This window comes from Gluconobacter roseus NBRC 3990, from assembly GCF_006538885.1.
GTDB classification, from domain to species: domain Bacteria; phylum Pseudomonadota; class Alphaproteobacteria; order Acetobacterales; family Acetobacteraceae; genus Gluconobacter; species Gluconobacter roseus.
This window is the reverse complement of the sequence record NZ_BJLY01000003.1, coordinates 49,149-73,692: the sequence shown is the minus strand read 5'-3', so window position 1 is coordinate 73,692 and position 24,544 is coordinate 49,149. Positions and strand designations below refer to the sequence as shown.

Sequence of the window (24,544 nt, the reverse complement as noted above, 5' to 3'; positions counted from 1 at the left end):
GGAGAAGGAACCTGACCGACCTGCATGTCCGGAAAAGCGTCTGAGCCCATCCGGAGTTTGCGGGTGGGTGTCTGGAACAGGGCTTTTAAAGGTAACGTACCGTCAGGGGACCGTGAAAAACCGGGATTTTCAGGATAGCGATTTTCTGTCGTTAAATAACGGGTAGTATAACAGAATAAACGGCCCGTTCCGTCATGACGGACCCCAGAAACGGCAAGAAAATAACCCCTTGGTGACATATCTTCCCATCACAGCCGGAAAACAGACCGGCTTCGTATGAAATAACTGCCTGTTCCAGACACAGGAATGTTTAGAACAAAAATCCTGTCTGTGAAGGACATCGATCAAACATTACAATTAATTGAAAAAACCCTTTCTCATGAAGGGGAATTGAATACAGCCTGAACAGTTCCGCAAACCGGATGAGGACCACAAAGGTCTTGTTGCGCTATTTCAGGTGAAGGAAACCAGCAGAACACCCCCGATGGCCATGGCGGCTCCCAGAAGACGGGGAAGGGACAGGGCGTGCTGTTTCAGGCCGAGCAGGCCGTAATGGTCCAGAATAAGGGACAGGCAGACGGCGCAGGTCAGGGTAATGACCGTGAAGGCGGCCGAACCCGTCTGCCGGGTGGCAATCGATCCGGCGACGACGAACATCAGATTGCACAGACCGCCGGTCCATGCCCACCAGGGGACATGCTGGAGTCGCGTCATGAGGGGCTGGGCAGCGGTTGTGCTGTCGGTCGGCAGGAAGGCGAAGAGGCAGGCCAGTCCGCTCAGGGCGACGGCGTAGACGGTCAGGATGGTCAGGCCGGGCCCGAGAGCCTTGTTGAGCCCGGTATTGGCAGCGGATTGAAGCGGATTGCTGAGGCCTGCAAAAACAGGCAGGAGCCAGATCAGGATTTTCATTCCTGAGGAAGCCGGATCATGCGGTCTTCTCGGGCTGAACAATAAAGCGCTTCCATCAGTTTCTGGTCGCGCAGGCCTTCTTCGCCAGATGTCAGGGGGGTCTCATCCTTCAGAATGCACTGGGCAAAATGATCGATTTCAAGGGTGAACTGGTTAGCCGGGGGAATATGCCACTCGGTGACGGCGGGGTGCCCTTCGTTTTCGCGCGAGATGCGGAGTCTGTGGCCCTGATAGGCGAAGGCGTTTTCCAGTTCGATCGCACCCTTTTCCAGCCGGATGCTGAGTTTGCGGACGATGGAAGCGCCATAGCTGGTGGCGCAGTTGGCGATCACTCCGGAAGGAAAGCGCATCATGAAGGAGAAGGTCTCGTCTACATTGGCAAAGCGGGGATCATCCGCCGGACTGACCATCCGGGCAAAAAGCTCGACAGGTTCTTCGCCCAGAAGATTGCGTGTGCCGTTCAGGCAGTAGAGACCGATATCGGGCAGGGCGCCTCCGCCGGCGACAGGCGCTTTCAGCCGCCAGTGGGAGGCATCGGTTTCCACCTGTGTGTTGACCGCCTCGACGAGCTTGGGTTTGCCCAGCTCTCCGCTGCGGACGAGTTTGATGACGGCGCGGTTGAAGGGCTCGAAATGGCAGCGATAGGCAATCATCAGCTTCACGCCGGCCTGTTTGCAGGCAGCAATCATGCGCTCGGCTTCCTGCACCGTATTGCTCATCGGCTTTTCACACAGGATATGTTTTCCAGCGGCAGCCAGGGCTTCCACCTGATCGACATGCATGGCGTTTGGCGTGGCCACATAGACGGCCTGGATGTCCGGACGGTCTGCAAGGCGATGGATTTCGTCATAGGTAAAAATGGACGAGGACGGGATGCCGTATTCCTGCGCGATGGTCTGGGCCTTTTCCTTCCGGCCGGAAATGAGAGCGACGGGTCGGGCCGTGCGGCTTTCCACAAGAGCGGGAAGGATCTGCCCTACGCTCAGTCGGCCCAGCCCCATGACGGCAAAGCCAACCCGTTCATCAGGCGGCAGAACCGGGGAGGAACCGGTATCCGTGTGTTCCGTGTTACCGCTTCCGCTGCCGAAGACCACCTTTCCGTTTTCAAGGCGTCCGGTATCTGCCTCGGAGGGTGAGGCAGGGTGGCTGCTGGCGGGCAGGTCTCGCGGCATGACAGGTCCTTGTGGTCTGGCTGTCTGTCATGAACGCCGGGTCGGGCAAACGGCTTCGCAAGGGGCGCGCTGCCATCAGAAATGTGAAAAATCTTTCACACCGTTGCGGGTTCGGTTGCGGCCTCGCGATGAGCGACGAAAGAAACAGGTGGAGTGTCGATCTGCCATGTCAGGGAAACCGGGGCGGAATTTCCAGGCATGAGTTGACCGATCTGTTTCAGGGCGGCCGTGTTCAGGAACAGGGGAAGATCTTTGTCTTCGAAACGGAGGATGAAACCTTCATGGAGTGTTGGCAGCGGAAGGAGATCCTGTGCCTCGTTTTCCAGCCTTATGGCATGATGTGCCGTAAGGATCAGGGACAGTCCACGCAGCATTTCTATCGTCATGGGGAAGAAGGTTTCCCATGCCTGAGGGGCAGGGGCAGCATAGTCTACCCTGTTTTGTCCTGAAGGTACGCTTCTCAGATAGGTTCCGGTTTTTGGAACGAGAAAGATGACCTGGTTATGGGAAAGCTCCTGCATTTCCAGCTCAGGAAAAGGGCGGGGCATGGAGATGCGTTTTTCCATAACCGGATGACAGGGAAGCTGGAAAGGGACAGGAACAACGGCGTTGAGACCGGGAAGGCGGCCGGGCTGGAACGGGTTGTGTGAGAAAGTGTCCGTTAGGGGGTTATGGTCTAGCATCCAGCCGTGCCAGTCCATGAACCACAGGCGAAGTGTCGGAATGGTCTCAGTCATCATGTCTCCGAAGGGTGCTTGGTGAGAGCCAGGCATTTCTTCATGACGCCGGGCAGTGCGGCGCGTTTGCCTGAACGGAACGTGCCGAAAGAGGAATCGATCCCTGCATTATGGCCCTGCGGAAGACAAGCCTCGTAGACCGTGAGGTACAGGGTGAAATGGGTAAAGACGTGACGGATCTCGCCCCTACCGACCCAGTCGGTCAGGCAGGGAGCGTGGGCAAGGGCTTCCTCTTCGGTCCAGGGCCTGCTGCGCCACTCGGTCCCGGGAAGCTCGTCCATGCTGCCCAGCAAACCGGTTGGCGGGCGTGTGCGCAGGAGGATCTGGCCGTTTTGGTCATGAAGAAGAAAATGCGCGCCGTAACGGGTGGGGCGGGCCTGTTTGGGCTGTTTGGCCGGAAGCTGTGCTGCGATACCGCGGGCATGGGCGATGCAGGATGTCTGCCAGGGGCAGGTCAGGCAGGCGGGGTTGCGCGGGGTGCAGATCGTGGCGCCAAGGTCGAACAGGGCCTGTGCGAAATCGGACGGACGGCTCTGGGCGACAGGATCGTTGTTCAGGAGCGCAGCCTGTCGGGCAAGGAGCGGGCGTGAGGCTGGCAGAGGATCTTCTGTGGCATTCAGGCGGGCTGTGACGCGCTCGACATTGCCATCAACGGGGACGACGGGGCGTCCGAAGGCGATGGCGGCGATGGCGCGGGCCGTGTAGGCGCCGATTCCGGGAAGCGTTAGCAGCTCTTCGACCGTATCGGGGAAACCGCCACGTTCGGAGACGCGTTTTGCACAGGAATGGAGATTGCGGGCGCGGGCGTAGTAGCCAAGGCCGGCCCAGAGGCGCAGGACGTCTTCGAGCGGTGCGGCTGCAAGGTCCTGAACCGTCGGGTAATGCGTGAGAAAGCGCTCGTAATAGGCTATGACGGCCTTGACGGTTGTCTGCTGGAGCATGATCTCGCTCAGCCAGATGGCGTACGGGTCCGGGCGATGGCCGGGGAGGCTGCGCCATGGCAGGACGCGGCGGTGGTGGTCGTACCAGCGCAGCAGGGCGGATGCATCAGGAGTCACGGGGACGGATATGACGAAGGATCGCGGTTCGGACAAGCGCCCCTCAAGAAAGAAACCCGTATCGGAGCCCGATGGCTGGGTGCCGTCAAACCGGAACTGGACGCCGCGGCGCTCGGGGACGAAGCAGATCGGGACGTTCGTTCAGGGCCTGACTCAGCCTGTTTTCAAAAAGAAGCCGCCCGTGCTGGCACGTCTGATGATGGACTGGGTGGACTTCGTGGGACCGCGTCTGGCCAAGCAGACCGAGCCGCGACGTCTTTCTGCGGGGACGCTGACCCTGGCGTGTTCGGGGCCGATCGCCATGGAATTGCAGCATCTGGCGCCCCAGATCATCGAACGCATCAATGTAGCCTGCGGGCTACGGGGGGAATACGAAATCGAGCGGCTGAAGATTGTTCAGGATCTGGTGGCGTTCGAACGGCCGACACCGAAGCGCCCGAAACCAGTACAGATCGAAGTGCCGGATATTGAAGACGAGGAGCTTCGTCTGGCGCTTGAAAACCTGGGTGGACATCTGGGGGCACGGCGCAAGCGAAGGTGACGGAAGTGTTTCACGTGAAACAAGTTGTTTCGTCATGGGAAAGCCACCTTCCCACGCGATCTGATAATGCCGATATGGGAAAATGATCAGGCTTTCCCACAGGAGACTTGCCATGACCTTTGCACACAGACCGGCCGCAGCGCTGATGCTGACCCTGCTGGCGTCCACGATTTCCCTTCCTGCCTTCGCCCAGCATGGCGGTGGACCCGGCGGTGGTGGAGGCGGTGGCTTCCATGGCGGCGGTGGCATGGGAGGTGGCGGTTTCCACGGTGGGGGCATGGGCCCCGGTGGAATGGGCGGTGGTTTCCGCGGCGGCATGGGTGGCGGCGGATTCCGTGGTGGTCCTGGTGGCGGCTATCGCGGTGGCTGGGGCGGTGGACGTCCAGGCTGGGGTTTCCGTGGCGGCGGCTGGGGTGGCCCGCGCTTTGGTGGCTGGGGTTATCCGGGCTGGGGTGGCTGGAACGGCTGGGGCGGTCCGGGCTGGTTCGGTTATGGCTGGGGTATGCCGGGCTGGGGCGGCGGCTGGGGCTGGGGCGGATGGGGCCTTGGCGTCGGTCTTGGCATGGCGGCCGGAATGGCTGTGGCCTCGCCTTATGGCTATGGCGGCTACAGCGGTTATGGATATGCGCCGGGCTATGCTCCCGGTTATTACGCCGCACCGTCCTATTCGGGTGTGCCGCCTTACACCTGGGGATACTGATCGAAAAAAAGCCGCCGGAGTCCGGGACTTCGGCGGCTTTTTCATATCCGGAGCTTTGACGTTCCGGTCAGCCCGTCACGAAATCCTTCGCGTGATAACCCTGCGCAAAGAGATGCGCGCGCAGGCTGGCGAAGTTGATCTGCGTGGAAATGATGCGGCGGACATTGGGTTTGGCATGGAAGGCCAGACCGAGCCCGGCGCTGGCGAGCATCGGAATGTCGTTGGCACCATCGCCGGTGGTCAGGGCTGCACGAAGCTGCACGCCGCGCTCTGCGGTCAGACGTTCGAGGTGGTCGCGCTTGGCGTCGGGGCCGAGGATCGGGCCGGCGAGGCGGCCGGTGATCTTGCCGTCCTCGATTTCCAGCGCATTGCCGTAATTCTCATCGAAGCCGCAGAGTTCGGCCACGCGCTGGGTGAACCATGTGAAACCGCCGGACACGAGGGCCGTGCGGCCGTTGTGTTTGCGCATGGTCTGCACGAGTTCGCGCGCGCCTTCGGTCAGTGTGACGGAAGCCCAGACGTCTTCAAGGACGGAGGCCGGTTTTCCGGCCAGAAGCGCCACGCGCTGCTCAAGGGCTGTTTCGAAATCCAGCTCACCGTTCATCGAGGCACGGGTAATGGCGGCGACGTCTTCGCCACAACCCAGCAGATCCGCCAGTTCGTCGAGCGTCTCGCCCGTGACGATGGTGCTGTCCATGTCGGCGACGAGGACGGCCCGGCGGCGGCCGCGCGTTTTCAGAAGCAGGGCATCGACGCGATAGGGCGCGAGGGTTGCGCGGATGGTGGCGGCGCTGGCCGAGCCGGGACGCGGCGGCGGGCAGGGAATGTCCACCGCTTCGCCCGGCGACAGGACGATCGGGGCATTACCCTTGACGAGCGTGCGGGCCACGTCGATGGCCTCGGGTTTGAGGGGGCCGGATTTCCGGTCAGCGATAAGGGTCAGGACGGCAGGAAGGGACATGGGATCTCGTAACGGTCCGGCACGTGTGGCAGGAGGGGAGGAATGAACGTCCCGAAGACGACAGAAGCAAAAACTGCGATCATTGTGGCTGGACCGACGTGCTCCGGCAAGTCGGCACTGGCGCTCGACCTTGCCCGGACCTTTGGCGGCACGGTCATCAATGCGGATTCCATGCAGGTCTATCGTGATCTGCACATCCTCACAGCCAGGCCTGACGCGGCCGACGAAGCCGCTGTGCCGCACCGGCTTTACGGCGTTCTGGACGCGGCCGTGCCGGGGAGTGTGGCCTGGTGGCGGTCCGAGGCGCTGCGGGAGATGGACGCGGCCTGGGCTGAGGGACGCATGCCGATCCTGTGTGGCGGGACGGGGATGTATCTGCGGGCGCTGACAGATGGTCTGGTGGAAGTGCCGGACCCTGGCGATGCGGCGCGGACCGAAGCGCGGAGGCTGGCGGAGGAAATCGGGCCGGAGGCGCTGCATGCGCGGCTGATGCAGGTTGATCCGGAGACAGCATCGGGTCTGCGTCCGAATGATACGCAGCGGATTTCGCGGGCCTGGGAGGTCTGGACGGGGACGGGGCATGGGCTGGCCTGGTGGCGATCGCAGCCGGGTCTTCCGCCTGCGCCCTGCCGGTTTGTGTCCGTGCGACTGGACCCGGAGCGGGAGGGGCTGCGCCGGGCGATCGATTCCAGATTCGGGCAGATGCTGGAGGCCGGGGCTCTTGAAGAAGTGTCCGCTCTGCTGGAGCGGGGGCTCGATCCGGTTCTGCCTGCCATGCGTGCGCATGGGGTGCCCGAACTGGCGGCCGTTCTGCGGGGGGAGGTCCCGCTTGAGGAAGCGCGGAAATCCGCCGTCCTTGCCATCGGGCGCTATACGCGGCGGCAGGCGACCTGGTTCCGGCATCATGCGCTGGGAAAGGGGGATGATGGGATGATTTCGTTGCGCAGATATACCCATTCTGCGCAAGAATCGGAAAGTCAGTATGAAAAAATAGAGAACTTTATATCTGAACGAGTTGACGCCGCTGCGCGGGCGTCCTAAATCCCGCCGCTCATACCTTGGGAGGAAACGGTGACGGCTGCTGAAAGAGACGCAGGAACAGGCAATGAGGCGCTGAATGGCGCGGAGGTGCTTCTGCGCGTTCTCGATGAAGAGGGTGTGGAGGTCATATTCGGATATCCGGGTGGGGCTGTCCTTCCGATTTACGATGCTCTCTTCAAGCAGGACCGTATCCGCCATGTGCTTGTCCGCCATGAACAGGCTGCCGTTCACGCTGCCGAGGCCTATGCGCGTTCGACGGGCAAGGTCGGTGTGGTGCTGGTGACATCGGGTCCGGGGGCAACCAATGCCGTGACCGGGCTGGTGGATGCGCTGATGGATTCCATTCCGCTCGTCTGCCTGTCGGGTCAGGTGCCGACCAAGCTGATCGGCAATGATGCGTTCCAGGAAGCTGATACAACGGGCATCACGCGACCTGCCACGAAGCACAACTATCTCGTGCGGGAGCCGGGCACGCTGGCGCAGACCGTGCGCGAGGCGTTCGAAGTTGCGCGTTCGGGCCGTCCGGGGCCGGTTCTGGTGGATCTGCCCAAGGACATCACGGTCGGCAAGGCACCGCTGACGAAGCCTGCGCTGTCTCGCCTGCAGCGTCTGAGTCATCAAGGTGGCCCGGATGCAGAGGCGATCGCGCGGACCGTCGAGGCGATGAAAACGGCCAAGCGTCCGCTGCTCTATACGGGTGGTGGCATCATCAATTCCGGGCCGGAAGCGTCGGAGCTGCTGCGTCGTCTGGCGCGCAAGACCGGTTTCCCGGTCACGTCCACGCTGATGGGGCTGGGGGCGTTTCCGTCTCCCGATCCGCAGTTCCTCGGCATGCTGGGAATGCATGGCTCGGTCGAGGCCAACATGGCCACGCATGGCTGTGACCTGCTGATCGCACTGGGTTCGCGCTTCGATGACCGTGTGACGGGGCGTGTGGATGCGTTCTCGCCCAATTCGTTCAAGGTTCACGCCGATATCGACCCGAGCCAGATCGACAAGATCGTGCCGGTGGATGTGCGGATCGAAGGCGATGTGCGCGATACGCTCAAAGCACTGCTGGAAGCCTGGGGCGATACGCCGGCGCCGGATCTGTCCACCTGGTGGAACCAGATCGCGTCCTGGCGCAGTGTGGATGGCTTCGGCTTCACGCAGGACATGGACCCGTCGGCCATTATCCGTCCGCAGCATGCCATCCGCCGTCTGTACGAGCTTGCGAAGGAGACGGGGCGTGACACGTTCGTATCCACCGAGGTCGGGCAGCACCAGATGTGGGCGGCCCAGCACTTCCAGTTCGACAAGCCGAACCGCTGGCTGACGTCGGGTGGTCTGGGGACGATGGGCTACGGTCTGCCGGCGGCTGTGGGTGCGCAGGTGGCCCATCCGGATGCACTGGTGATCGATATCGCCGGTGAGGCGTCCACGCTCATGAATATCCAGGAACTGGGGACGATTGCGCAGTATCGCCTGCCGGTGAAAATCTTCATCCTGAACAACCACTACATGGGCATGGTCCGTCAGTGGCAGGAACTGCTTCACGGGTCGCGCTATTCGCAGTCCTACAGCGAGGCGCTGCCGGACTTCGTAAAGCTCGCTGAAGCCTTCCATGCAACCGGGATGCGGGCGACGCATGTGGGTGAGCTGGATGACGTGATCCGCCGGATGCTGGAGCATGACGGTCCGGTCGTGGCTGATATCTGCGTGGCGGAAGGCGAGAACTGCTATCCGATGATCCCGTCGGGTGCGGCCCATAACCAGATGCTGCTGGGTCCAGATCAGGATTCCGAAGCGGCGGGACTGACCGAAGAAGGAAAGATGCTGGTCTGATGACGGAGACTATCCAACATTCGGTCATCTCGGTTCTGATCGAGGACGAGAGTGGCGCGCTGGCCCGCGTTGTGGGCCTGTTTTCCGGCCGCGGCTACAACATCGAGAGCCTGACCGTGGCGCTTGTGGATGCGGAGCAGAAGCTCTCACGCATTACGGTGCTGACGTCGGGCACACCGATGGTGATCCAGCAGATCAAGGCGCAGCTCAAGCGCCTGATTCCGGTGCATGATGTCTGCGACCTGACGCAGGAAGGCCCGTATGTGGGCCGCGAGCTTGCGCTGGTGAAGATCGTCTCGTCCGGCGAGCGCCGGACGGAGGCCCTGCGCATTGCGGATTCGTTCCGTGCGCGCCCCGTCGATACGACGGCCACGAGTTTCGTGTTCGAGCTGACGGGGTCTCCCGAAAAGATCGACGCGTTCATCGAGTTGATGCGCCCCCTTGGCCTGGCCGAGGTTTCGCGCACCGGGATTGCTGCCATCGGGCGCGGTCCTTCTGTCTTTCACCTTAAAAAGGAGCCTGTCTGATGCGGGTGTATTACGATCGCGATGCCGATCTGAATCTGATCAAGAGCAAGAAAGTCGCGATCATCGGCTATGGTAGCCAGGGTCACGCACACGCCAACAACCTCAAGGACAGCGGCGTTTCCGACATCGTCATCGGCCTGCGTCCGACCTCTTCCGCCGTGAAGAAGGCTGAGGAAGCCGGTTTCAAGGTGATGGAGCCGGGCGAGGCTGCTGCCTGGGCCGATGTTGTCATGGTTCTGACGCCAGATGAAGGCCAGGGCGCGCTGTACAAGGAAAGCCTTGAGAAGAACCTGAAGCAGGGCGCTGCCCTTGCCTTCGCTCATGGTCTGTCCATCCACTTCCGCATCATCGAAGCCCGTCCGGACCTGGACGTGTTCCTGATCGCGCCGAAGGGCCCGGGCCATACGGTCCGTTCCGAATACCTGCGTGGTGGTGGCGTGCCGTCCCTCGTGGCCGTGGCTCAGAACGCTTCGGGCAATGCACTCGAAATCGCGCTGTCCTATGCGTCCGCAAATGGCGGCGGCCGTGCAGGCATCATCGAGACGACCTTCAAGGAAGAAGTCGAAACCGATCTGTTCGGTGAGCAGGCTGTCCTGTGCGGTGGTCTCGTCGACCTGATCCGCGCCGGCTTCGAGACGCTGGTCGAAGGCGGTTATGCGCCGGAGATGGCCTATTTCGAGTGCCTGCACGAAATGAAGCTGATCGTGGACTTGATCTACGAAGGCGGCATTGCGAACATGAACTACTCCATCTCCAACACCGCCGAGTACGGCGAGTATGTCACGGGTCCGCGCATCATCACGCCGGAAACGAAGGCCGAGATGAAGCGCGTTCTGACGGACATCCAGGACGGTACGTTCGTTCGCAACTTCATCCTTGAGAACCAGTCCGGCGGCGTTGGCTTCAAGGCCATCCGCGCCCGCAACGACGCTCACCCGATCGAGAAGACCGGTGAGAAGCTGCGTGCGATGATGCCGTGGATTGCCAAGGGCAAGCTGGTCGACAAGGCCAAGAACTGATCGGACGGATCTGGAGGGCCGGATTCGGTCCTCTGGAACGGAGAAGCCTCAGCTTCTGTCGGGCGTCGGGATTTTCGGGGGATTCGTTCCCTGGAGATCCGGCGCCCGAACTGTATTTGCCATGGGATATTCAAGGTATTTTCGAACGTCAGCCCTGTGTGCAGGAAAGGGAAAACCGCTTTCTCATGCAGTGGGGACATGGGCTGGCAGAGATATGTGACATATTGGGGAATCACCCCATAAAGTGCTTGCATCAGGGGGGAGGGGCCGCTAACTAGCGCGCTTCCTGGCCCAAGGGGGCAATTTTGCCCAACAGGCTGTCTACTGGTTTGGGGGTACGTGATGAACGCACTTGCTCAACTGGGGATGGTATCGGAACTCCCGAGAGATATCCAGAACAGCGCAGCTCACCTCGTTGAGGAAGAGCGCAAGGACTACTTCATTGAGCGTGATGGCGAGCGTTTTGCTGGCAATCACCTGCTGATCGATTTCTGGGACGCCCGGAATCTCGATGATCCCATGCGGATCGATGAAACGCTGTGCGAAGCTGCGGTGGCGGCTGGCGCAACGATCCTGCACAGCCATTTTCACCACTTCACGCCCAATGGTGGCGTGTCCGGCGTGATCGTGCTGGCTGAAAGCCATATCTCGATCCATACGTGGCCGGAACGGAATTATGCGGCTGTGGACGTGTTCATGTGCGGTGCATGTGATCCGAACCTGTCGATCCCGGTGATGCAGCGCCTGTTTCAGGTCGGCCGGATCGAGGTCGACGCCGTGCGGCGTGGCCGCGTGCAGGACAAGGCTGTCAAGGCGGCCTGAACTGACGAAAGGACCGGGCAAAAACCGGTCCTTTTCCAATACAATCCGACAAGGAAACGATGATCCATGGCTGAAACATGGCTCAACGAGACCCTGTACCCGGACTGGGGACAGCGCTTTCTCGTTACGCGTGAGCTCGCACGGGTAAAATCCGACTTCCAGGATGTGGTGGTGTTTGAAAGCTCCAGCCACGGCCGCGTGCTGGTTCTGGACGGTGTCATCCAGATCACCGAGCGTGACGAGTTCGTCTATCAGGAAATGCTGACGCATGTGCCACTGCTGGCGCATCCCTGTGCGAAGCGCGTGCTGATCATCGGTGCGGGTGACGGTGGCGTCCTGCGTCGCGTCCTGCAGCATGACACGGTCGAGAAGGCTGTCATGGTCGAGATCGACGGTGCGGTGATCGACCTGTCCAAGCAGTATCTGCCGGATATTGCCGGTGACGCGTGGAACGACCCGCGGGCCGAAGTCATTGTCGGTGACGGCATCGACTATGTCGCCAAGGCGGCTGACGGCTCCTTCGACGTGATCATCGTCGATAGCACCGATCCGATCGGTGTGGGCGAAGTGCTGTTCACGGACGAGTTTTACAGCAACTGCGCACGCATTCTTTCGGCTGAAGGGCTGATCGTGAACCAGTGCGGCGTGCCGTTCATGCAGGCTGATGAGCTGTATGAGACGAGCCTGCGTCGTGCGAAGTTCTTCCCACATGTGGGGGCGTATGTGGCTGCTGTCCCGACCTATGTCGGCGGGTTCATGACGCTGGGTGTAGCTTCCAAGGGGCAGGCGCCGAACACGCAGACGGTCGAGCAGATCCGCACCCGTGCGGAAGCTGCGAAGATCCTGGGGACGACGCGTTACTGGACGCCGGAAATCCATGTCGGGTCGTTCAACCTGCCGCCCTATATTGCCGAGCATCTTCCCAAAACCGGAAAATGATCGTGTGCCTGCCCCTTCATTAAAGGGGCAGGCAGCTACAGCTGGCTTTTCAGGCTGCTGTTGATCCGTTCCAGAAGCGTTACGAGAATGTCGCGTTCGAGGGGTGTGAACCCCTTGAGTGCCATGTCGGTTAAATGTTCCATAGCAGGAACGATATTCCGGCTTTTCCGCTGACCGTCCGGTGTCAGTGTGACCAGTGTGCTGCGGCGGTCTGTCGGGTCTGGTTCGCGCTGGATCAGGCCGTCGCGCTCCATCCGGGCGAGAAGTGTCGTCATGCCTGGCTGTTCGATATCCGCAAAATCCGCGAGGGCTTTCTGATTGAGGGTCTTTCCGTCCTGCAAAGCCTGCAGCACGGGAAGCTGACCGATCCGCAGGCCTGTCTTTTTGAGTTCGCGTTCCAGCAGGAGCGTGAAGAGCCTGGTGTTGCGCGTGGTCAGGGCGCTGAGCGGAGAAGGGGCAGTCATACGGATTCCGGGGAACGTGTGGATAGAATACATAACATGTTATGTATTTGGATTATGAAAAACCCGGCGGCCCCGTTAGGGCCTGACCGGGCTGGAAAATCAGGGCGCCATTTTGGCCAGGGGAGCGACGCAGCGGTGTTCGCGATAGAGCGTCCACTCATCGCAGACCTGGTTGGGCGGGAAAGTGCAGATGCCGGTTTCGCCGCCAGCGGTCCGGACATCGCCGTGGCGACCACCCTGCTGCGTGCAGTAAACGCTGGCGGGGTTGGGGATGCCGATCAGGCGCTGGCGGGGATTGTGCTGCGGATGTGAGGCACAGGCGGACACCGTGCCGCACAGGAGGGTGATGGCGAGGAGGCGTTTCGTGCTTGAAAGATGCATTGTTCAGGGGGCTCTCTTCTTCAGGAAGCGGACACTGCGTTCCTTGATCTCCAGATCTTTTACAGCTTTTGCAAACACCCCGAAATGCGGGGTCTTGAGGTGCTCTTCGAAGGCAGCGCGGTCGGTATAGACTTCCACGAGAATGACCGTGTCGGCTTCCGTTTCGGGGGACAGGACCGTGAAGCTGTGGCAGCCGGATTCGTCAGCCACGGAGCGCTCGCTGTCATAGGCGCAGGCTTCGAGGAACTTTTCGTATGTCGCAGGTGTGGTCTCGAATTCGGCGATGACCGTCAGTTCGCCAGCCATGACGTTCTCCTTTGCGTGTTGCAGGACAAAAGACCCAACGCATGAGCGATCGTAACGATTGCGGAGTTTTTCGGAAACTGGCAGGATCGAGATGACCGACACGGGAGAGACCAGCCGTCAGGCTGGCGCCGAAGGAGCAACCGCCCCGGAAACTCTCAGGCCAAAGGACCGAGGCGGTCAGGACATTCTGGAGAGAGGTGCGCTGGACGCATCCGCCGACGGGATAGCGATCTCAGGCGAAAGGACAGAAGGGGCGACGTCTTTCCGACCCGTTTTTGCGGGGAGCCGGAGTCGTCTGCATCTTCACGTCTTTAGATAGATTGGTCCGGGGCTTTCCATATGACTGAATCCCTCCAGCGTACTCCTCTTTATGATCTGAATCTGGAACTTGGCGCGAAGATGGTGCCGTTCGCAGGCTTTGAAATGCCGATCCAGTTCCCTGCCGGGCTGATGACCGAGCATCTGCATACGCGCGAAAAAGCCGGTCTGTTTGACGTCTCCCATATGGGCCAGATCCGCATTGCCGCGAAAAGCGGGGATGTGAAGGACGCGGCTGCGGCTCTGGAAACGCTGGTTCCGGCTGATTTCGTCGGGCTTGCTGCCGGGCGTCAGCGTTATGGACTGCTGACCAATGAGGAAGGCGGAATTCTGGATGATCTGATGGTCGCCAATATGGGCAAGGACCTGCTGGTTGTCGTCAATGCGGGCTGTAAGGTTCAGGACGCGGACCGGATCGAGAAGGCGCTGTCCGATCGCTGTGTGGTGACGCGCCAGTTCGACCGTGCGCTCATGGCGCTTCAGGGCCCGGCGGCGGAAGCGGCTCTGGCGCCGCTCTGCCCGGCCGTGAAGGACATGCGCTTCATGGATGTGATCGAGACCGAACTGTCCGGTGTGCCTGTGACGGTGTCGCGCTCCGGTTATACGGGTGAGGACGGGTTCGAGATCGGTTGTGCGGGCGCGGATGCTGACAGGGTCGCACGCGCGATCCTGGCGCAGGCGGATGTGCTGCCGATCGGTCTGGGAGCGCGGGATTCGCTGCGTCTTGAGGCCGGGCTGTGCCTGTATGGCAATGATATTGATGTCACGACCACGCCGGTCGAGGCGGCGCTGGGCTGGGCGATCCAGAAGGCGCGTCGTGAGGGCGGTGTGCGCGAAGGCGGCTATCCGGGTGCGGATGTCGTTCTGAAGCAGACGCGCGATGGCGTGGCGCGCAAGCGTGTTGGTCTGATGGCGGAAGGTCGCGCTCCGGTGCGGGCGGGGGCCAAGCTCTTTGCCGATGCCGAGGGGCAGAAGGAAATTGGAGTGGTTACGTCCGGGGCGTTTGGTCCGAGCGTGAAGGCTCCTGTTGCGATGGGCTATATCGCGTCGGATTATGCGGCGCTGGATACACCCGTCTTTGCGGAACTGCGGGGCAAGTATGTGCCGCTGCATGTGCGGGCGATGCCGTTCGTGGCACCCGGCTTCAAGCGCTGAACTTACAGTCGAACTTCAGATCAGGAAAAAGCAGCAATGACGACCTATTACACGAAGTCCCATGAATGGATCCGCGTCGATGGCGAGCAGGCGACTGTCGGCATCACCGCACACGCTTCTGAAGAGCTGGGCGAACTGGTGTTCGTTGAAGCCAAGGACGAGGGCACGGAAGTCGCCGCTGGTGATGCGGCGGCTGTCGTTGAGTCCGTGAAGGCGGCATCCGACATCTATGCGCCGGTTGCGGGCACGCTGGCCGGCTTCAACGAGGCGCTGTCCGATGATCCGACGCTGGTGGGCAAGGATCCGGAAGGTGAGGGCTGGATTTTCCGGATGACGGTTGCCAACCCGGACGACCTCAAGGGCCTGCTGACGGCCGAACAGTACAAGACCCTCTGAAGGAATACGGGGTCTGCGCTGGCAGGCCCCGTTTTTCTTTAGCCTGCCCGATTTCCGCCACTGCTTTCATGAAATGCCAGAGAACCTGCCTGTGACGACCTTGTGGCCTGCCCAGACCGAAGATTTCAGCTCCCGCCATATTGGCCCGCGCCCTTCCGAAATCGGAGAGATGCTGCGTGTCGTGGGGGCTTCCAGCCTTGATGACCTGATCGACAAGACCATTCCGGCCGCCATTCTCGATCGCGGGGATCACGGGATTGGTGTGGCCCTGACCGAGCAGGATGCACTGGCGCGTCTGCGCCAGATCGCCTCGCGCAATCAGGTTCTGACATCCATGATCGGGCAGGGCTATTACGATACGGTTCTGCCGCCGGTAATCCAGCGCAACATCCTGGAAAATCCGGCCTGGTACACGGCTTACACGCCGTATCAGCCCGAGATCAGTCAGGGCCGTCTTGAGGCGCTGCTGAACTTCCAGACGCTGGTAGTGGATCTGACGGGGCTCGACATCGCCAATGCGTCCCTGCTGGACGAGGGCACAGCCTGTGCGGAAGCCATGGCGCTGGCGCAGCGCGTGGGCAAGTCGAAGGCGACGGCGTTCTTCGTGGATGCCGATACGCATCCGCAGACGATTGCCGTGATCCGCACGCGGGCCGAGCCGCTGGGCTGGGATGTTGTGGTCGGTGATCCGGAAACGGATCTGGATGCGTCCTCCGTGTTTGGCGCGCTGCTGTCCTATCCGGGGTCTTCGGGGCAGGTGCGGGATCCGCGCAAGGTGATCGCGGCGCTGCATGAAAAGGGCGCGATTGCGGCTCTGGCCTGTGATCCGCTGGCTCTGGTTCTGCTGGAAAGCCCGGGCGCGCTGGGCGCGGATATCGCGATTGGCTCCATGCAGCGTTATGGCGTGCCGATGGGGGCCGGTGGTCCACATGCGGCGTTCATGGCGACGCGCGATGCGTTCAAGCGGCACATGCCGGGGCGTCTGGTTGGGGTGTCGCGCGACAGTGCGGGCAAGCCGGCCTATCGTCTGGCGCTTCAGACGCGTGAGCAGCATATCCGCCGCGAAAAGGCGACGTCCAATATCTGCACGGCGCAGGCCCTGCTGGCGATCATCGCGTCCATGTATGCGGTTTATCACGGTCCGGAAGGGCTGAAGGCGATTGCTGCACGCACGCACCGGATGGCGGCGATCCTGTCCGCCGGGCTGAAGGCTCTGGGTGTGACGGTCGAGACGGATGTGTTCTTCGACACCATCACTGTTCAGACTGGCGATGCTGCGCCACAGGTTCTGGCGCGCGCCGTGGCTTCTGGCATCAATCTGCGTGACGCGGGCAATGGCCGGATCGGCATGTCCTGTGACGAGACCACGACGCCGGAGACGGTCCGTGCAGTCTGGGCGGCGTTCGCGGGCGAGGGTGCGGATCTGTCGGCCATCGAGCAGGCGCTGGATGTGGCGGATGCGCTGCCGGAAGCCCTGTCGCGGACGGCACCGCTGCTGACGCATCCGGTGTTCCATGCGCACCGCTCCGAGACGGATCTGCTGCGCTATATGCGTGCGCTGGCGGACAAGGATCTGGCGCTGGACCGGACGATGATCCCGCTGGGCTCGTGTACGATGAAGCTCAATGCGACGGCGGAGATGATCCCCATCACCTGGCCGGAATTTTCGCGGATTCATCCGTTTGCACCCGCCGGTCAGGTTCAGGGTTATGCCGAGCTGTTCGCGTATCTGGAGCGCACGCTCTGTGCGATTTCGGGGTATGACGCCGTGTCGCTTCAGCCGAACTCCGGTGCGCAGGGCGAATATGCGGGGCTTCTGGCGATCCGGGGCTATCACCGCGCTCGCGGCGATGAGAACCGGGATGTCTGCCTGATTCCGGCCTCCGCACACGGGACCAATCCGGCGTCCGCCCAGATGGTCGGGATGCGGGTTGTGGTCGTGGCCTGCGATGAAAACGGCAATGTCGATGTCGAGGATCTGAAGGCGAAGATCGCGCAGCATGACGGGCGCGTGGCGGCCATCATGATCACCTATCCGTCTACGCATGGCGTGTTCGAGGAGCGGATCGTCGAAATTTGTGAACTGGTTCATGCCGCGGGTGGGCAGGTCTATCTGGATGGCGCGAACCTCAATGCGCAGGTCGGGCTGGCGCGGCCGGGGCTGTATGGCGCCGATGTGTCGCATTTCAACCTGCACAAGACGTTCTGCATTCCGCATGGCGGCGGTGGGCCGGGCATGGGTCCGATCGGTGTGGGCAAGCATCTCGCGCCGTATCTGCCGGGACAGCATGGGGTTGCGGTGTCCGCAGCGCCTTATGGCTCGGCATCGATCCTGCCGATTTCTGCCGCTTACATCATGATGATGGGCGATGAGGGGCTGCGTCAGGCCACGACAATGGCGATCCTGAATGCGAACTACATCGCGTCGCGTCTGGAAGGGCATTATCCGGTTCTGTATCGCGGCACGAATGGCTTTACGGCGCATGAATGCATCGTGGATCTGCGTCCGCTGAAGGATGCGGTCGGTGTGACGGTGGACGATATCGCCAAGCGTCTGATTGATCACGGCTTCCACGCACCGACTGTCAGCTTCCCGGTAGCGGGGACGTTCATGATCGAGCCGACGGAATCCGAAGGCAAAGGCGAGCTGGATCGCTTCTGCGATGCGATGATCGCCATCCGTGCGGAAATTGCTGAGGTCGAAGCCGGGCGCGTCGGGATGGAAGACAGCCCGCTGCGGTTTGCGCCGCATACGACGGCGGATCTGGCAGGGGACTGGGAGCGCTCCTACAGCCGTGAGGCAGGATGCTTCCCCGGTGGTGTGGATACGTCGAAATACTGGTCGCCTGTCGGGCGTCTGGACAATGCCTGGGGGGACCGGAACCTTGTCTGTTCCTGCCCGGATATTTCGACCTACGCGGAAGGCTGAAAAGCTTTTTCCAGTTTAATGTTTTGAAAAGGCGTCTTCCTTCGGGAAGGCGCCTTTTTTCTGTCCGGACTCTGATACCCGGCACGGGTTCTTTATCACAAAGGAGTGAGGTATGGTTTCACGTGAAACGCTGCCCGCCTGCATGGAAAACGAGGCAGGGCAGCTCTATCGGATATGAGGAGTTCCATCATGAGCCAAACGGTTCACATCACGGCTGTTGTCACGGTTCCCGCTGAACATGCCGCTGCTGCGGAACAGGCTTTTGCAGCCTGTGTCGTGGAATCCCGCAAGGAAGATGCCTGCCGCCAGTATGTGATCAGCAAGGATATCGAGAAGGCCGGCCGGTTTGTGGCCAATGAGGTCTGGGCTTCGGAAGCCGGGTTTGAGGCCCATCTGGCCGCGCCGCATTTCAAGGTTCTGGGTGAGGCGCTTGCGAAGTGCGGAGCGCAGGCCGACATCATGAAGGTCCAGCCGCTGGATGAAACTGCTGACGCGGCCTGAAATAGCTGTTTGCTTTTTCGTCTGAATATGCCCCATTCGGGCATCGACTGCTTTGCGGAGCAGCCTCTGGAAGACAGGAGAGTCTCTTATGGTTTCGATGGTGACGTTCAAGGTCGACGGGATGTCGTGCAACGGATGTTCGGGCAAATTGCAGTCCGCGCTGTCCAATGTCCCCGGAGTGTCGTCCGCACAGGTGACGCTCGATCCGGGACAGGCTGCCGTTCAGTATGATGAGCAGAAGGTGACGCCGGTGGCGTTGCAGCATGTGGTGGAAGACGTCGGGTTCGACGTCATCGCCTGAAGCGTACCGGAAAGGCCTGTCACCTAGCGATGGTAATGGGGCAGGCCGATCCCTTTGATGAGTGCTGCTGCACGCAGGCTGAAGCCGGCCAGAACGGCGATGGCTGCTGCGAGCGTGGTGTTCAGGCCCAGGGCTGTCAGGGAGACATAGGTTCCTGATGCCAGGGCGACGGCCGTGACATAGAGTTCCGGCCGGATGATGATGGATGGCACGCCTGCCAGCACATCCCGGAAAATACCGCCCATACAGGCACTGACGATGCCCATCAGAGCCGCCGGAATCAGAGGGATTCCGTAGGCCAGCGCCTTGGCTGAGCCGAAGACGCCATAAGCTGCGATCCCAAGCCCGTCGAACCACTCCACCGCGCGGGCAGGCCAGAAGCGGGCTGGCGTGAACCAGACGGCGATGGCTGAAAGCAGGCAGGCCGCAATCGGGACGGAGGTGTGCATCCAGAAGACGGGCGCGCCGATCAGAAGGTCCCGCACGGTGCCGCCGCCGACGCCTGTGATGGCGGCAAAGAACATGAACGTCACGATGGTCAGACGTGAGCGTGCGGCCTCGATCGCGCCCGAGATGGCAAAGACGATCGTGCCGGCGATGTCGAGGATCGGCAGGGCGGAGGAGGAGAAGGCCTGAAGGGCGGGAGGGATCATCGGGCCGTCTTGAAGTGGAGTGTTGGAAACAGAAAAGCCCGGCACGAAGGCCGGGCTTTCCGTTGAGGGGATGTTCTGACCCGGATCAGACCGAGTAGTACATCTCGAACTCTGCCGGATGCGGCGTGTGTTCGAACTTGTAGACTTCCGGCCACTTGATGTCGATGTAGCTTTCGATCTGGTCCTTGGTGAAGACGCCGCCTTCGAGCAGGAAGGCATGGTCTTCCTTGAGGGCTTCGAGAGCTTCACGGAGCGAACCGCAGACCGTCGGGATCTGGGCCAGCTCTTCCTTCGGCAGCTCGTACAGATCCTTGTCCATGGCTTCGCCCGGATGGATCTTGTTGCGGATGCCGTCGAGGCCGGCCATCAGCATGGCGGCGAAGGCGAGGTACGGGTTGGCGGTCGGGTCCGGGAAGCGGACTTCAACGCGCTTGGCCTTCGGGTTCGTCGCATGCGGGATACGGCAGGATGCCGAACGGTTCGCAGCGGAGTAAGCCAGAAGCACGGGGGCTTCGAAACCCGGAATCAGGCGCTTGTAGGAGTTGGTGGACGGGTTCGTGAAGGCGTTCAGGGCCTTCGCATGCTTGATGATGCCACCGATGTAGTACAGCGCCTCATCGGACAGGTCGGCATACTTGTCACCAGCGAAGTTCGGCTTGCCGTCCTTCCAGATGGACTGGTGGACATGCATGCCCGAACCGTTGTCGCCCGCAATCGGCTTCGGCATGAACGTGGCTGTCTTGCCGTAGGAATGGGCCACGTTGTGCACGCAGTACTTGTAGATCTGCATGAAGTCGGCGGACTTCACGAGCGTGTCGAACTTCGTGCCGAGCTCATGCTGGGACTGTGCGACTTCGTGGTGATGCTTCTCGATCGGCAGGCCCATTTCGCCCATCGTGGAGAGCATTTCGGCGCGCAGATCGTTCTCGCTGTCCACCGGCGGGACCGGGAAGTAGCCACCCTTGACGACAGGGCGGTGGCCCATGTTGCCTTCCGGATAAGCCTTCAGGGAAGCGCCGGGACCTTCGATGCTGTCGAGCTGGTACATGCCGAAATTCGGGCCTGTGCCGAACTGCACGTTGTCGAAAATGAAGAACTCGGCTTCCGGACCGAAGAACGCCGTGTCACCGAAGCCGGCTTCCTTGAGGTAGGCTTCTGCGAGCTTGGCGGTCGAGCGCGGGTCGCGGTTGTAGAAGTTGCCCGTCTTCGGATCGATGATGTCGCAGAACAGGATCAGCTGCGGCTTGGCGGAGAACGGGTCCATGACGGCCGTTTCCGGATCCGGAAGCAGGACCATGTCGGACTCATTGATGGCCTTCCAGCCCTGGATGGAAGAGCCGTCGAACATGAAGCCTTCAACGAAGGTATCGTCTTCGATGGTCGAGACCGTCTGGGTCGTGTGGTGCCACTTGCCCTTGGGGTCCGTAAAGCGCAGATCGACGAATTCCGCCGCGTGCTCCTGGATCATCTCGAAGACGCGGGCAACAGCCTGCGGGTTCGGGGCGGGCGGCTTGCCGGCTGCTGCGGGAGCAGCCTTGGGGGCTGCGGCCTTCGAGGTACGGCGCGCCGGAGCGGCCTTCGGTTTCACGGTAGAGGAAGTGGGGGCTTTCTTGGCCATCGATCTGTCGCCTTGCATCGTGTAAACGGCTGCAAAACGATTAAGCGACAAATGCCCGTCTGTCGAGTACGGGAAATTACGCATTTTCGCGGATTTACGACGGAATCTTACGAAGCCGAACCGGGTTTTACTGGCAGGTTCGGCAATCGTAGGGGGCGGGGATTGTGAAACAGAGCCCATGACAGGGCTGCTCAGGACACAGTTTGCCGTGAATATCGCAGTCGCGGAGAAGGGCAAGGCTTTGCAGCGTTGTTCTGGCCTGCGATGGTAGCGCGCTTTCTGCCTTGTCGGATGTGGTGGAAATCAGTTCTGGGAATCATCAATGAAAACGCCGAACCAATATCTTGCAGGTCTTCCAACAACCATCTTCACGATCATGTCACAGCTGGCCGTGAAGCATGGAGCGATCAATCTCGGGCAGGGTTTTCCGGATACCGAGGGACCGCAGGATATCATTCAGGTTGCGGCCGAGGCGTTGCAGGACGGGCGGAACCAGTATGCGCCGCTGACCGGACTGCCGGAACTGCGTGAAGCTGTGGCAGCATCCAATCGTCGTTTCTATGGTCTGGATGTTGATCCTGCGACGGAAGTTGTCGTGACGTCCGGTGCGACGGAAGCTCTCGCAGCGTGTCTGATGGCGGTCGTGGAGCCGGGTGACGAAGTGGTGGTGATCGAGCCACTTTATGACACCTATCTGCCGGCGCTGAAGCTGCTGGGGGCGGTGCCGCGCTGCGTCAGGCTTGCGCCGCCGCACTGGTCTCTGCCGGAGGCGGAACTGCGGGCAGCGTTCGGTCCGAAGACCAAGGCGATCATGCTCAACTCGCCGATGAACCCCTCGGGAAAGGTTTTCGTTCGCGAAGAACTGGAGCTGATTGCGGATCTGGTGCGGGAACATGATGTCTATGCGATCTGTGATGAAGTTTATGAGCATCTGACGTTTCACGTGAAACACGTGCCATTGATGACGCTGCCGGGGATGCGTGAGCGCTGCATGCGGATCGGAAGTGCAGGCAAGAGCTTCTCCCTGACGGGATGGAAAGTCGGCTATGTGACGGCACCGGCGGCGCTGGCATCCGTGGTGGCGAAGGCGCATCAGGTTCTGGTGTTCGCGACTGCGCCGAACCTTCAGCGGGCCGTGGCTTATGGTCTGAACAAGGATGACAGCTATTATCAGGCGCTCTCGGCTCAGATGGAGACGCAGCGCGATCTGCTCCGGGATGGGCTGGAGCGGCTGGGCTTTGAGACACTCCCTGCGGATGGCAGCTATTTCATCGTGGCGGATATTTCGCGGCATGCGCAGGGCCGGGGAGATGTCGAATTTGCCCGCTGGCTGATTGAGCATGCAGGTGTGGCGACGATCCCCGTTTCAGCCTTCTATGATCCGGATGGAGAGACGCCTCCGCAGAATCTGATCCGGTTTGCCTTCTGCAAAAAGCCCGAGATCCTGCGCGAGGCCTTGAAACGGCTGGAAAAGGCCCTTTCTTAAAAAGTCCTGCGCTGTGAGCCATTTCTTGTTCAATCTGTCTGCCGGGAAAGCCGGTCTGTTCTGTCTGGAGATTTTCCATGTCTGTTGCTGCTGATGCTCTGGGCGCTCTTGCGACGACCGATGCTCTGTTTTTCGGGCGACCCGATTCAAAGCTGACCCGCGATGATGCAAAAGCGCTCGTCAATCGCGGGCTCAATGGTGTGGATGATGGTGAACTATTCCTGGAATACCGGGAGAACGAAAGCATCAGTCTGGATGACGGGACGATCCGGTCGGCCAGTTTCAACACGTCCTCGGGGTTTGGACTGCGTGCTGTTCTGGGGACGGAAACGGCTTTTGCGCATGCGGATGATATCAGCCGGGATGCTCTGGAACGTGCCGTCAGTACGGTTGGTGCCGTGCGGCAGGGGCGCAGCGGCATCATGGCGCCGGGGCCGCAGGCGACGAACCAGCGGCTTTATGGCGATTCCCGTCCGCTTGAAGGCACGGACTTTGCAGCGCGCGCGGCTGTTCTGAGCGAGATCGACGCTTATGCCCGCGGTCTGGATTCTCGGGTGGTTCAGGTCAGTGCCGTGCTTAGTTCCGAATGGCAGGCCGTGCAGATCATGCGACGTGCGGATTCAGGCGGCGATGTTGCGGATCTGCGGCCTCTGGTGCGCATGAATGTGTCGGTCGTTGTGGAGAAGGACGGGCAGCGGGAAAGCGGAAGCTGCGGCCTTGGTGGACGTTATGAACTGGACCGGCTTCTGGCTCCGGAAACGTGGCGTGAGGCGGTGGAAAAGTCCCTGAAGCAGGCCCTGATCACATTGGAGGCCGCGCCTGCACCTGCGGGCGAAATGGATGTGGTTCTTGGTCCGGGGTGGCCTGGTATTCTGCTGCATGAGGCCGTAGGGCATGGTCTGGAAGGCGACTTCAATCGCAAGGGCACTTCGTCTTTTTCCGGGATGATCGGCAAGCGGGTGGCGTCTCCGGGTGTAACGGTCATCGATGACGGGACATTGCCAGAGCGTCGTGGTTCGCTGAGCATTGATGATGAAGGGACGCCGACGTCCCGGACGGTTCTCATCGAAGACGGGATCCTGGCCGGCTATCTTCAGGATCGGTTGAATGCCCGCCTGATGGGGACGCATTCGACCGGGAATGGACGTCGGGAATCCTATGCCCACGCTCCTATGCCGCGCATGACCAATACGCTGATGCTGGAAGGCAGTGCCACGACGGAAGACATGATCCGCTCCATGAAGCGCGGGCTTTATGCTGTGAACTTTGGCGGGGGACAGGTCGATATCACGTCTGGCAAATTCGTGTTCGCGGCGTCAGAGGCCTATCTGGTGGAAGATGGAAAGATTGTCCGCCCAGTGAAAGGCGCCACCCTGATCGGAAACGGAGCGGACGCCATGAACCAGATTTCCATGATTGGTTCGGATGTGGCGCTTGATCCGGGGATTGGGACCTGTGGCAAGGCTGGTCAGGGCGTGCCGGTTGGTGTCGGGCAGCCGACGTTGAAGATTTCGGGTCTGACCGTGGGCGGGACGGGCTGAGATCCCGGATAACTTAGAGGAAAGGTTATCGGCAATGGGGCACAATTACGCAAAGCCACTGACGCCTGAGGTCCGGATGGAGCGGGTTTTCTCCCGCCTTCCGGAGGACTGGGCCGTGCGGATGGAGCGTCAGAAAGGGGAAGGCTGGTCCGTCTGGATGCAGCGCCCGGATGGAACACAGCACCATGCGGCAGGCACTGTTCTTGTGGACGCGCTGGAAGAAGTCTGGCGCGCCCTCAGATAGA

Annotated in this window: 26 protein-coding genes and 2 riboswitches; of the genes, 16 read left to right on the top strand and 10 right to left on the bottom strand. The window is 61.1% G+C overall.

Going from position 1 to position 24,544, the window contains the following annotated elements:
- Nucleotides 1-453: 453 nt before the first annotated feature.
- From GRO01_RS07860 to GRO01_RS07845, 4 genes are all read right to left on the bottom strand, one after another.
- The gene (locus GRO01_RS07860) at nt 454-909 is read right to left on the bottom strand and encodes a DMT family transporter (protein WP_062510715.1); all 456 of its coding nucleotides are present in this window, start codon (nt 907-909) and stop codon (nt 454-456) included.
- Complete coding sequence (locus GRO01_RS07855; RefSeq protein ID WP_062510712.1) at nt 906-2,081, bottom strand: Gfo/Idh/MocA family protein; 1,176 nt, start codon at nt 2,079-2,081, stop codon at nt 906-908. The genes GRO01_RS07860 and GRO01_RS07855 overlap by 4 nt, the downstream gene beginning before the upstream one ends.
- A gap of 95 nt (nt 2,082-2,176) precedes the next feature.
- Nucleotides 2,177-2,821: a hypothetical protein gene (locus tag GRO01_RS07850; protein ID WP_062510710.1), complete on the bottom strand. Its 645-nt coding sequence runs from the start codon at nt 2,819-2,821 to the stop codon at nt 2,177-2,179.
- The gene (locus GRO01_RS07845) at nt 2,818-3,876 is read right to left on the bottom strand and encodes an A/G-specific adenine glycosylase (RefSeq protein ID WP_062510708.1); all 1,059 of its coding nucleotides are present in this window, start codon (nt 3,874-3,876) and stop codon (nt 2,818-2,820) included. Before GRO01_RS07845 ends, GRO01_RS07850 begins: the two co-directional genes overlap by 4 nt.
- Before the next feature lie 10 nt (nt 3,877-3,886).
- On the opposite strand from GRO01_RS07845, the gene GRO01_RS07840 reads away from it, so the two are divergent.
- Nucleotides 3,887-4,417, top strand: coding sequence for a DUF721 domain-containing protein (locus tag GRO01_RS07840; protein ID WP_062510706.1), 531 nt, complete (start codon nt 3,887-3,889; stop codon nt 4,415-4,417).
- 112 nt (nt 4,418-4,529) lie between these two features.
- Nucleotides 4,530-5,117, top strand: a complete 588-nt coding sequence (locus tag GRO01_RS13315) for a hypothetical protein (protein WP_062510703.1) — start codon at nt 4,530-4,532, stop codon at nt 5,115-5,117.
- Nucleotides 5,118-5,184: 67 nt separating this feature from the next.
- Here GRO01_RS13315 and serB read toward each other — a convergent pair whose 3' ends face one another.
- On the bottom strand, nt 5,185-6,078 hold the full coding sequence (serB, locus tag GRO01_RS07830; protein ID WP_062510701.1) for a phosphoserine phosphatase SerB: 894 nt from the start codon (nt 6,076-6,078) through the stop codon (nt 5,185-5,187).
- A 42-nt stretch (nt 6,079-6,120) separates the two neighbouring features.
- Between serB and miaA the strand changes: the two genes are divergently transcribed.
- The 6 genes from miaA (at nt 6,121) to speE (ending at nt 12,250) form a co-directional block, all read left to right on the top strand.
- Nucleotides 6,121-7,119: a tRNA (adenosine(37)-N6)-dimethylallyltransferase MiaA gene (miaA, locus tag GRO01_RS07825; protein ID WP_062510699.1), complete on the top strand. Its 999-nt coding sequence runs from the start codon at nt 6,121-6,123 to the stop codon at nt 7,117-7,119.
- Between the two features lie 30 nt (nt 7,120-7,149).
- Entirely contained in the window at nt 7,150-8,943 is a 1,794-nt protein-coding gene (gene ilvB / locus GRO01_RS07820; RefSeq protein ID WP_141306937.1) for a biosynthetic-type acetolactate synthase large subunit, read from the top strand.
- Complete coding sequence (gene ilvN, locus GRO01_RS07815) at nt 8,943-9,470, top strand: acetolactate synthase small subunit (protein ID WP_062510695.1); 528 nt, start codon at nt 8,943-8,945, stop codon at nt 9,468-9,470. Before ilvB ends, ilvN begins: the two co-directional genes overlap by 1 nt.
- A complete protein-coding gene (ilvC, locus tag GRO01_RS07810) occupies nt 9,470-10,489 on the top strand; it encodes a ketol-acid reductoisomerase (RefSeq protein ID WP_062510693.1) in 1,020 nt (339 codons plus the stop codon). The genes ilvN and ilvC overlap by 1 nt, the downstream gene beginning before the upstream one ends.
- Nucleotides 10,490-10,831: 342 nt before the next feature.
- Complete coding sequence (gene speD, locus GRO01_RS07805; RefSeq protein ID WP_062510691.1) at nt 10,832-11,311, top strand: adenosylmethionine decarboxylase; 480 nt, start codon at nt 10,832-10,834, stop codon at nt 11,309-11,311.
- Nucleotides 11,312-11,377: 66 nt separating this feature from the next.
- Complete coding sequence (gene speE / locus GRO01_RS07800; protein ID WP_062510689.1) at nt 11,378-12,250, top strand: polyamine aminopropyltransferase; 873 nt, start codon at nt 11,378-11,380, stop codon at nt 12,248-12,250.
- A gap of 35 nt (nt 12,251-12,285) precedes the next feature.
- Here the strand turns inward: speE and GRO01_RS07795 are convergent, their stop codons facing one another.
- From GRO01_RS07795 to GRO01_RS07785, 3 genes are all read right to left on the bottom strand, one after another.
- Entirely contained in the window at nt 12,286-12,714 is a 429-nt protein-coding gene (locus GRO01_RS07795) for a MarR family winged helix-turn-helix transcriptional regulator (protein ID WP_062510688.1), read from the bottom strand.
- Between the two features lie 99 nt (nt 12,715-12,813).
- Nucleotides 12,814-13,095 (bottom strand): putative hemolysin, encoded by a 282-nt coding sequence (locus GRO01_RS07790; RefSeq protein WP_062510686.1) that lies wholly within the window; start codon nt 13,093-13,095, stop codon nt 12,814-12,816.
- Nucleotides 13,096-13,098: 3 nt separating this feature from the next.
- Nucleotides 13,099-13,401: a putative quinol monooxygenase gene (locus GRO01_RS07785; RefSeq protein WP_011252655.1), complete on the bottom strand. Its 303-nt coding sequence runs from the start codon at nt 13,399-13,401 to the stop codon at nt 13,099-13,101.
- A 91-nt stretch (nt 13,402-13,492) separates the two neighbouring features.
- Nucleotides 13,493-13,582, top strand: a riboswitch (glycine riboswitch).
- Nucleotides 13,583-13,659, top strand: a riboswitch (glycine riboswitch). It abuts the riboswitch before it with no gap.
- 81 nt (nt 13,660-13,740) lie between these two features.
- Here GRO01_RS07785 and gcvT point away from each other — a divergent pair.
- The 5 genes from gcvT (at nt 13,741) to GRO01_RS07760 (ending at nt 19,001) form a co-directional block, all read left to right on the top strand.
- Nucleotides 13,741-14,874 carry a glycine cleavage system aminomethyltransferase GcvT gene (gene gcvT, locus GRO01_RS07780; RefSeq protein WP_062510684.1) on the top strand — a complete coding sequence of 378 codons (1,134 nt, stop codon included), beginning with the start codon at nt 13,741-13,743 and terminating at the stop codon, nt 14,872-14,874.
- A 36-nt stretch (nt 14,875-14,910) separates the two neighbouring features.
- A complete protein-coding gene (gene gcvH / locus GRO01_RS07775) occupies nt 14,911-15,270 on the top strand; it encodes a glycine cleavage system protein GcvH (protein ID WP_062510682.1) in 360 nt (119 codons plus the stop codon).
- A gap of 73 nt (nt 15,271-15,343) precedes the next feature.
- Entirely contained in the window at nt 15,344-18,199 is a 2,856-nt protein-coding gene (gene gcvP, locus GRO01_RS07770; RefSeq protein ID WP_062510680.1) for an aminomethyl-transferring glycine dehydrogenase, read from the top strand.
- A 189-nt stretch (nt 18,200-18,388) separates the two neighbouring features.
- Nucleotides 18,389-18,700, top strand: a complete 312-nt coding sequence (locus GRO01_RS07765) for a putative quinol monooxygenase (protein ID WP_062510678.1) — start codon at nt 18,389-18,391, stop codon at nt 18,698-18,700.
- Nucleotides 18,701-18,788: 88 nt separating this feature from the next.
- A complete protein-coding gene (locus GRO01_RS07760) occupies nt 18,789-19,001 on the top strand; it encodes a heavy-metal-associated domain-containing protein (protein WP_083541409.1) in 213 nt (70 codons plus the stop codon).
- A gap of 23 nt (nt 19,002-19,024) precedes the next feature.
- Here GRO01_RS07760 and GRO01_RS07755 read toward each other — a convergent pair whose 3' ends face one another.
- On the bottom strand, nt 19,025-19,654 hold the full coding sequence (locus tag GRO01_RS07755) for a trimeric intracellular cation channel family protein (protein ID WP_062510676.1): 630 nt from the start codon (nt 19,652-19,654) through the stop codon (nt 19,025-19,027).
- Between the two features lie 85 nt (nt 19,655-19,739).
- A complete protein-coding gene (glnA, locus tag GRO01_RS07750) occupies nt 19,740-21,122 on the bottom strand; it encodes a type I glutamate--ammonia ligase (protein ID WP_062511402.1) in 1,383 nt (460 codons plus the stop codon).
- Nucleotides 21,123-21,594: 472 nt separating this feature from the next.
- Between glnA and GRO01_RS07745 the strand changes: the two genes are divergently transcribed.
- The 3 genes from GRO01_RS07745 (at nt 21,595) to GRO01_RS07735 (ending at nt 24,543) form a co-directional block, all read left to right on the top strand.
- The gene (locus tag GRO01_RS07745; RefSeq protein WP_062510674.1) at nt 21,595-22,758 is read left to right on the top strand and encodes an aminotransferase; all 1,164 of its coding nucleotides are present in this window, start codon (nt 21,595-21,597) and stop codon (nt 22,756-22,758) included.
- A gap of 77 nt (nt 22,759-22,835) precedes the next feature.
- Nucleotides 22,836-24,299, top strand: coding sequence for a metalloprotease TldD (gene tldD / locus GRO01_RS07740; protein WP_062510672.1), 1,464 nt, complete (start codon nt 22,836-22,838; stop codon nt 24,297-24,299).
- Nucleotides 24,300-24,333: 34 nt separating this feature from the next.
- Nucleotides 24,334-24,543, top strand: a complete 210-nt coding sequence (locus GRO01_RS07735; RefSeq protein WP_062510670.1) for a hypothetical protein — start codon at nt 24,334-24,336, stop codon at nt 24,541-24,543.
- Nucleotide 24,544: the final 1 nt, after the last annotated feature.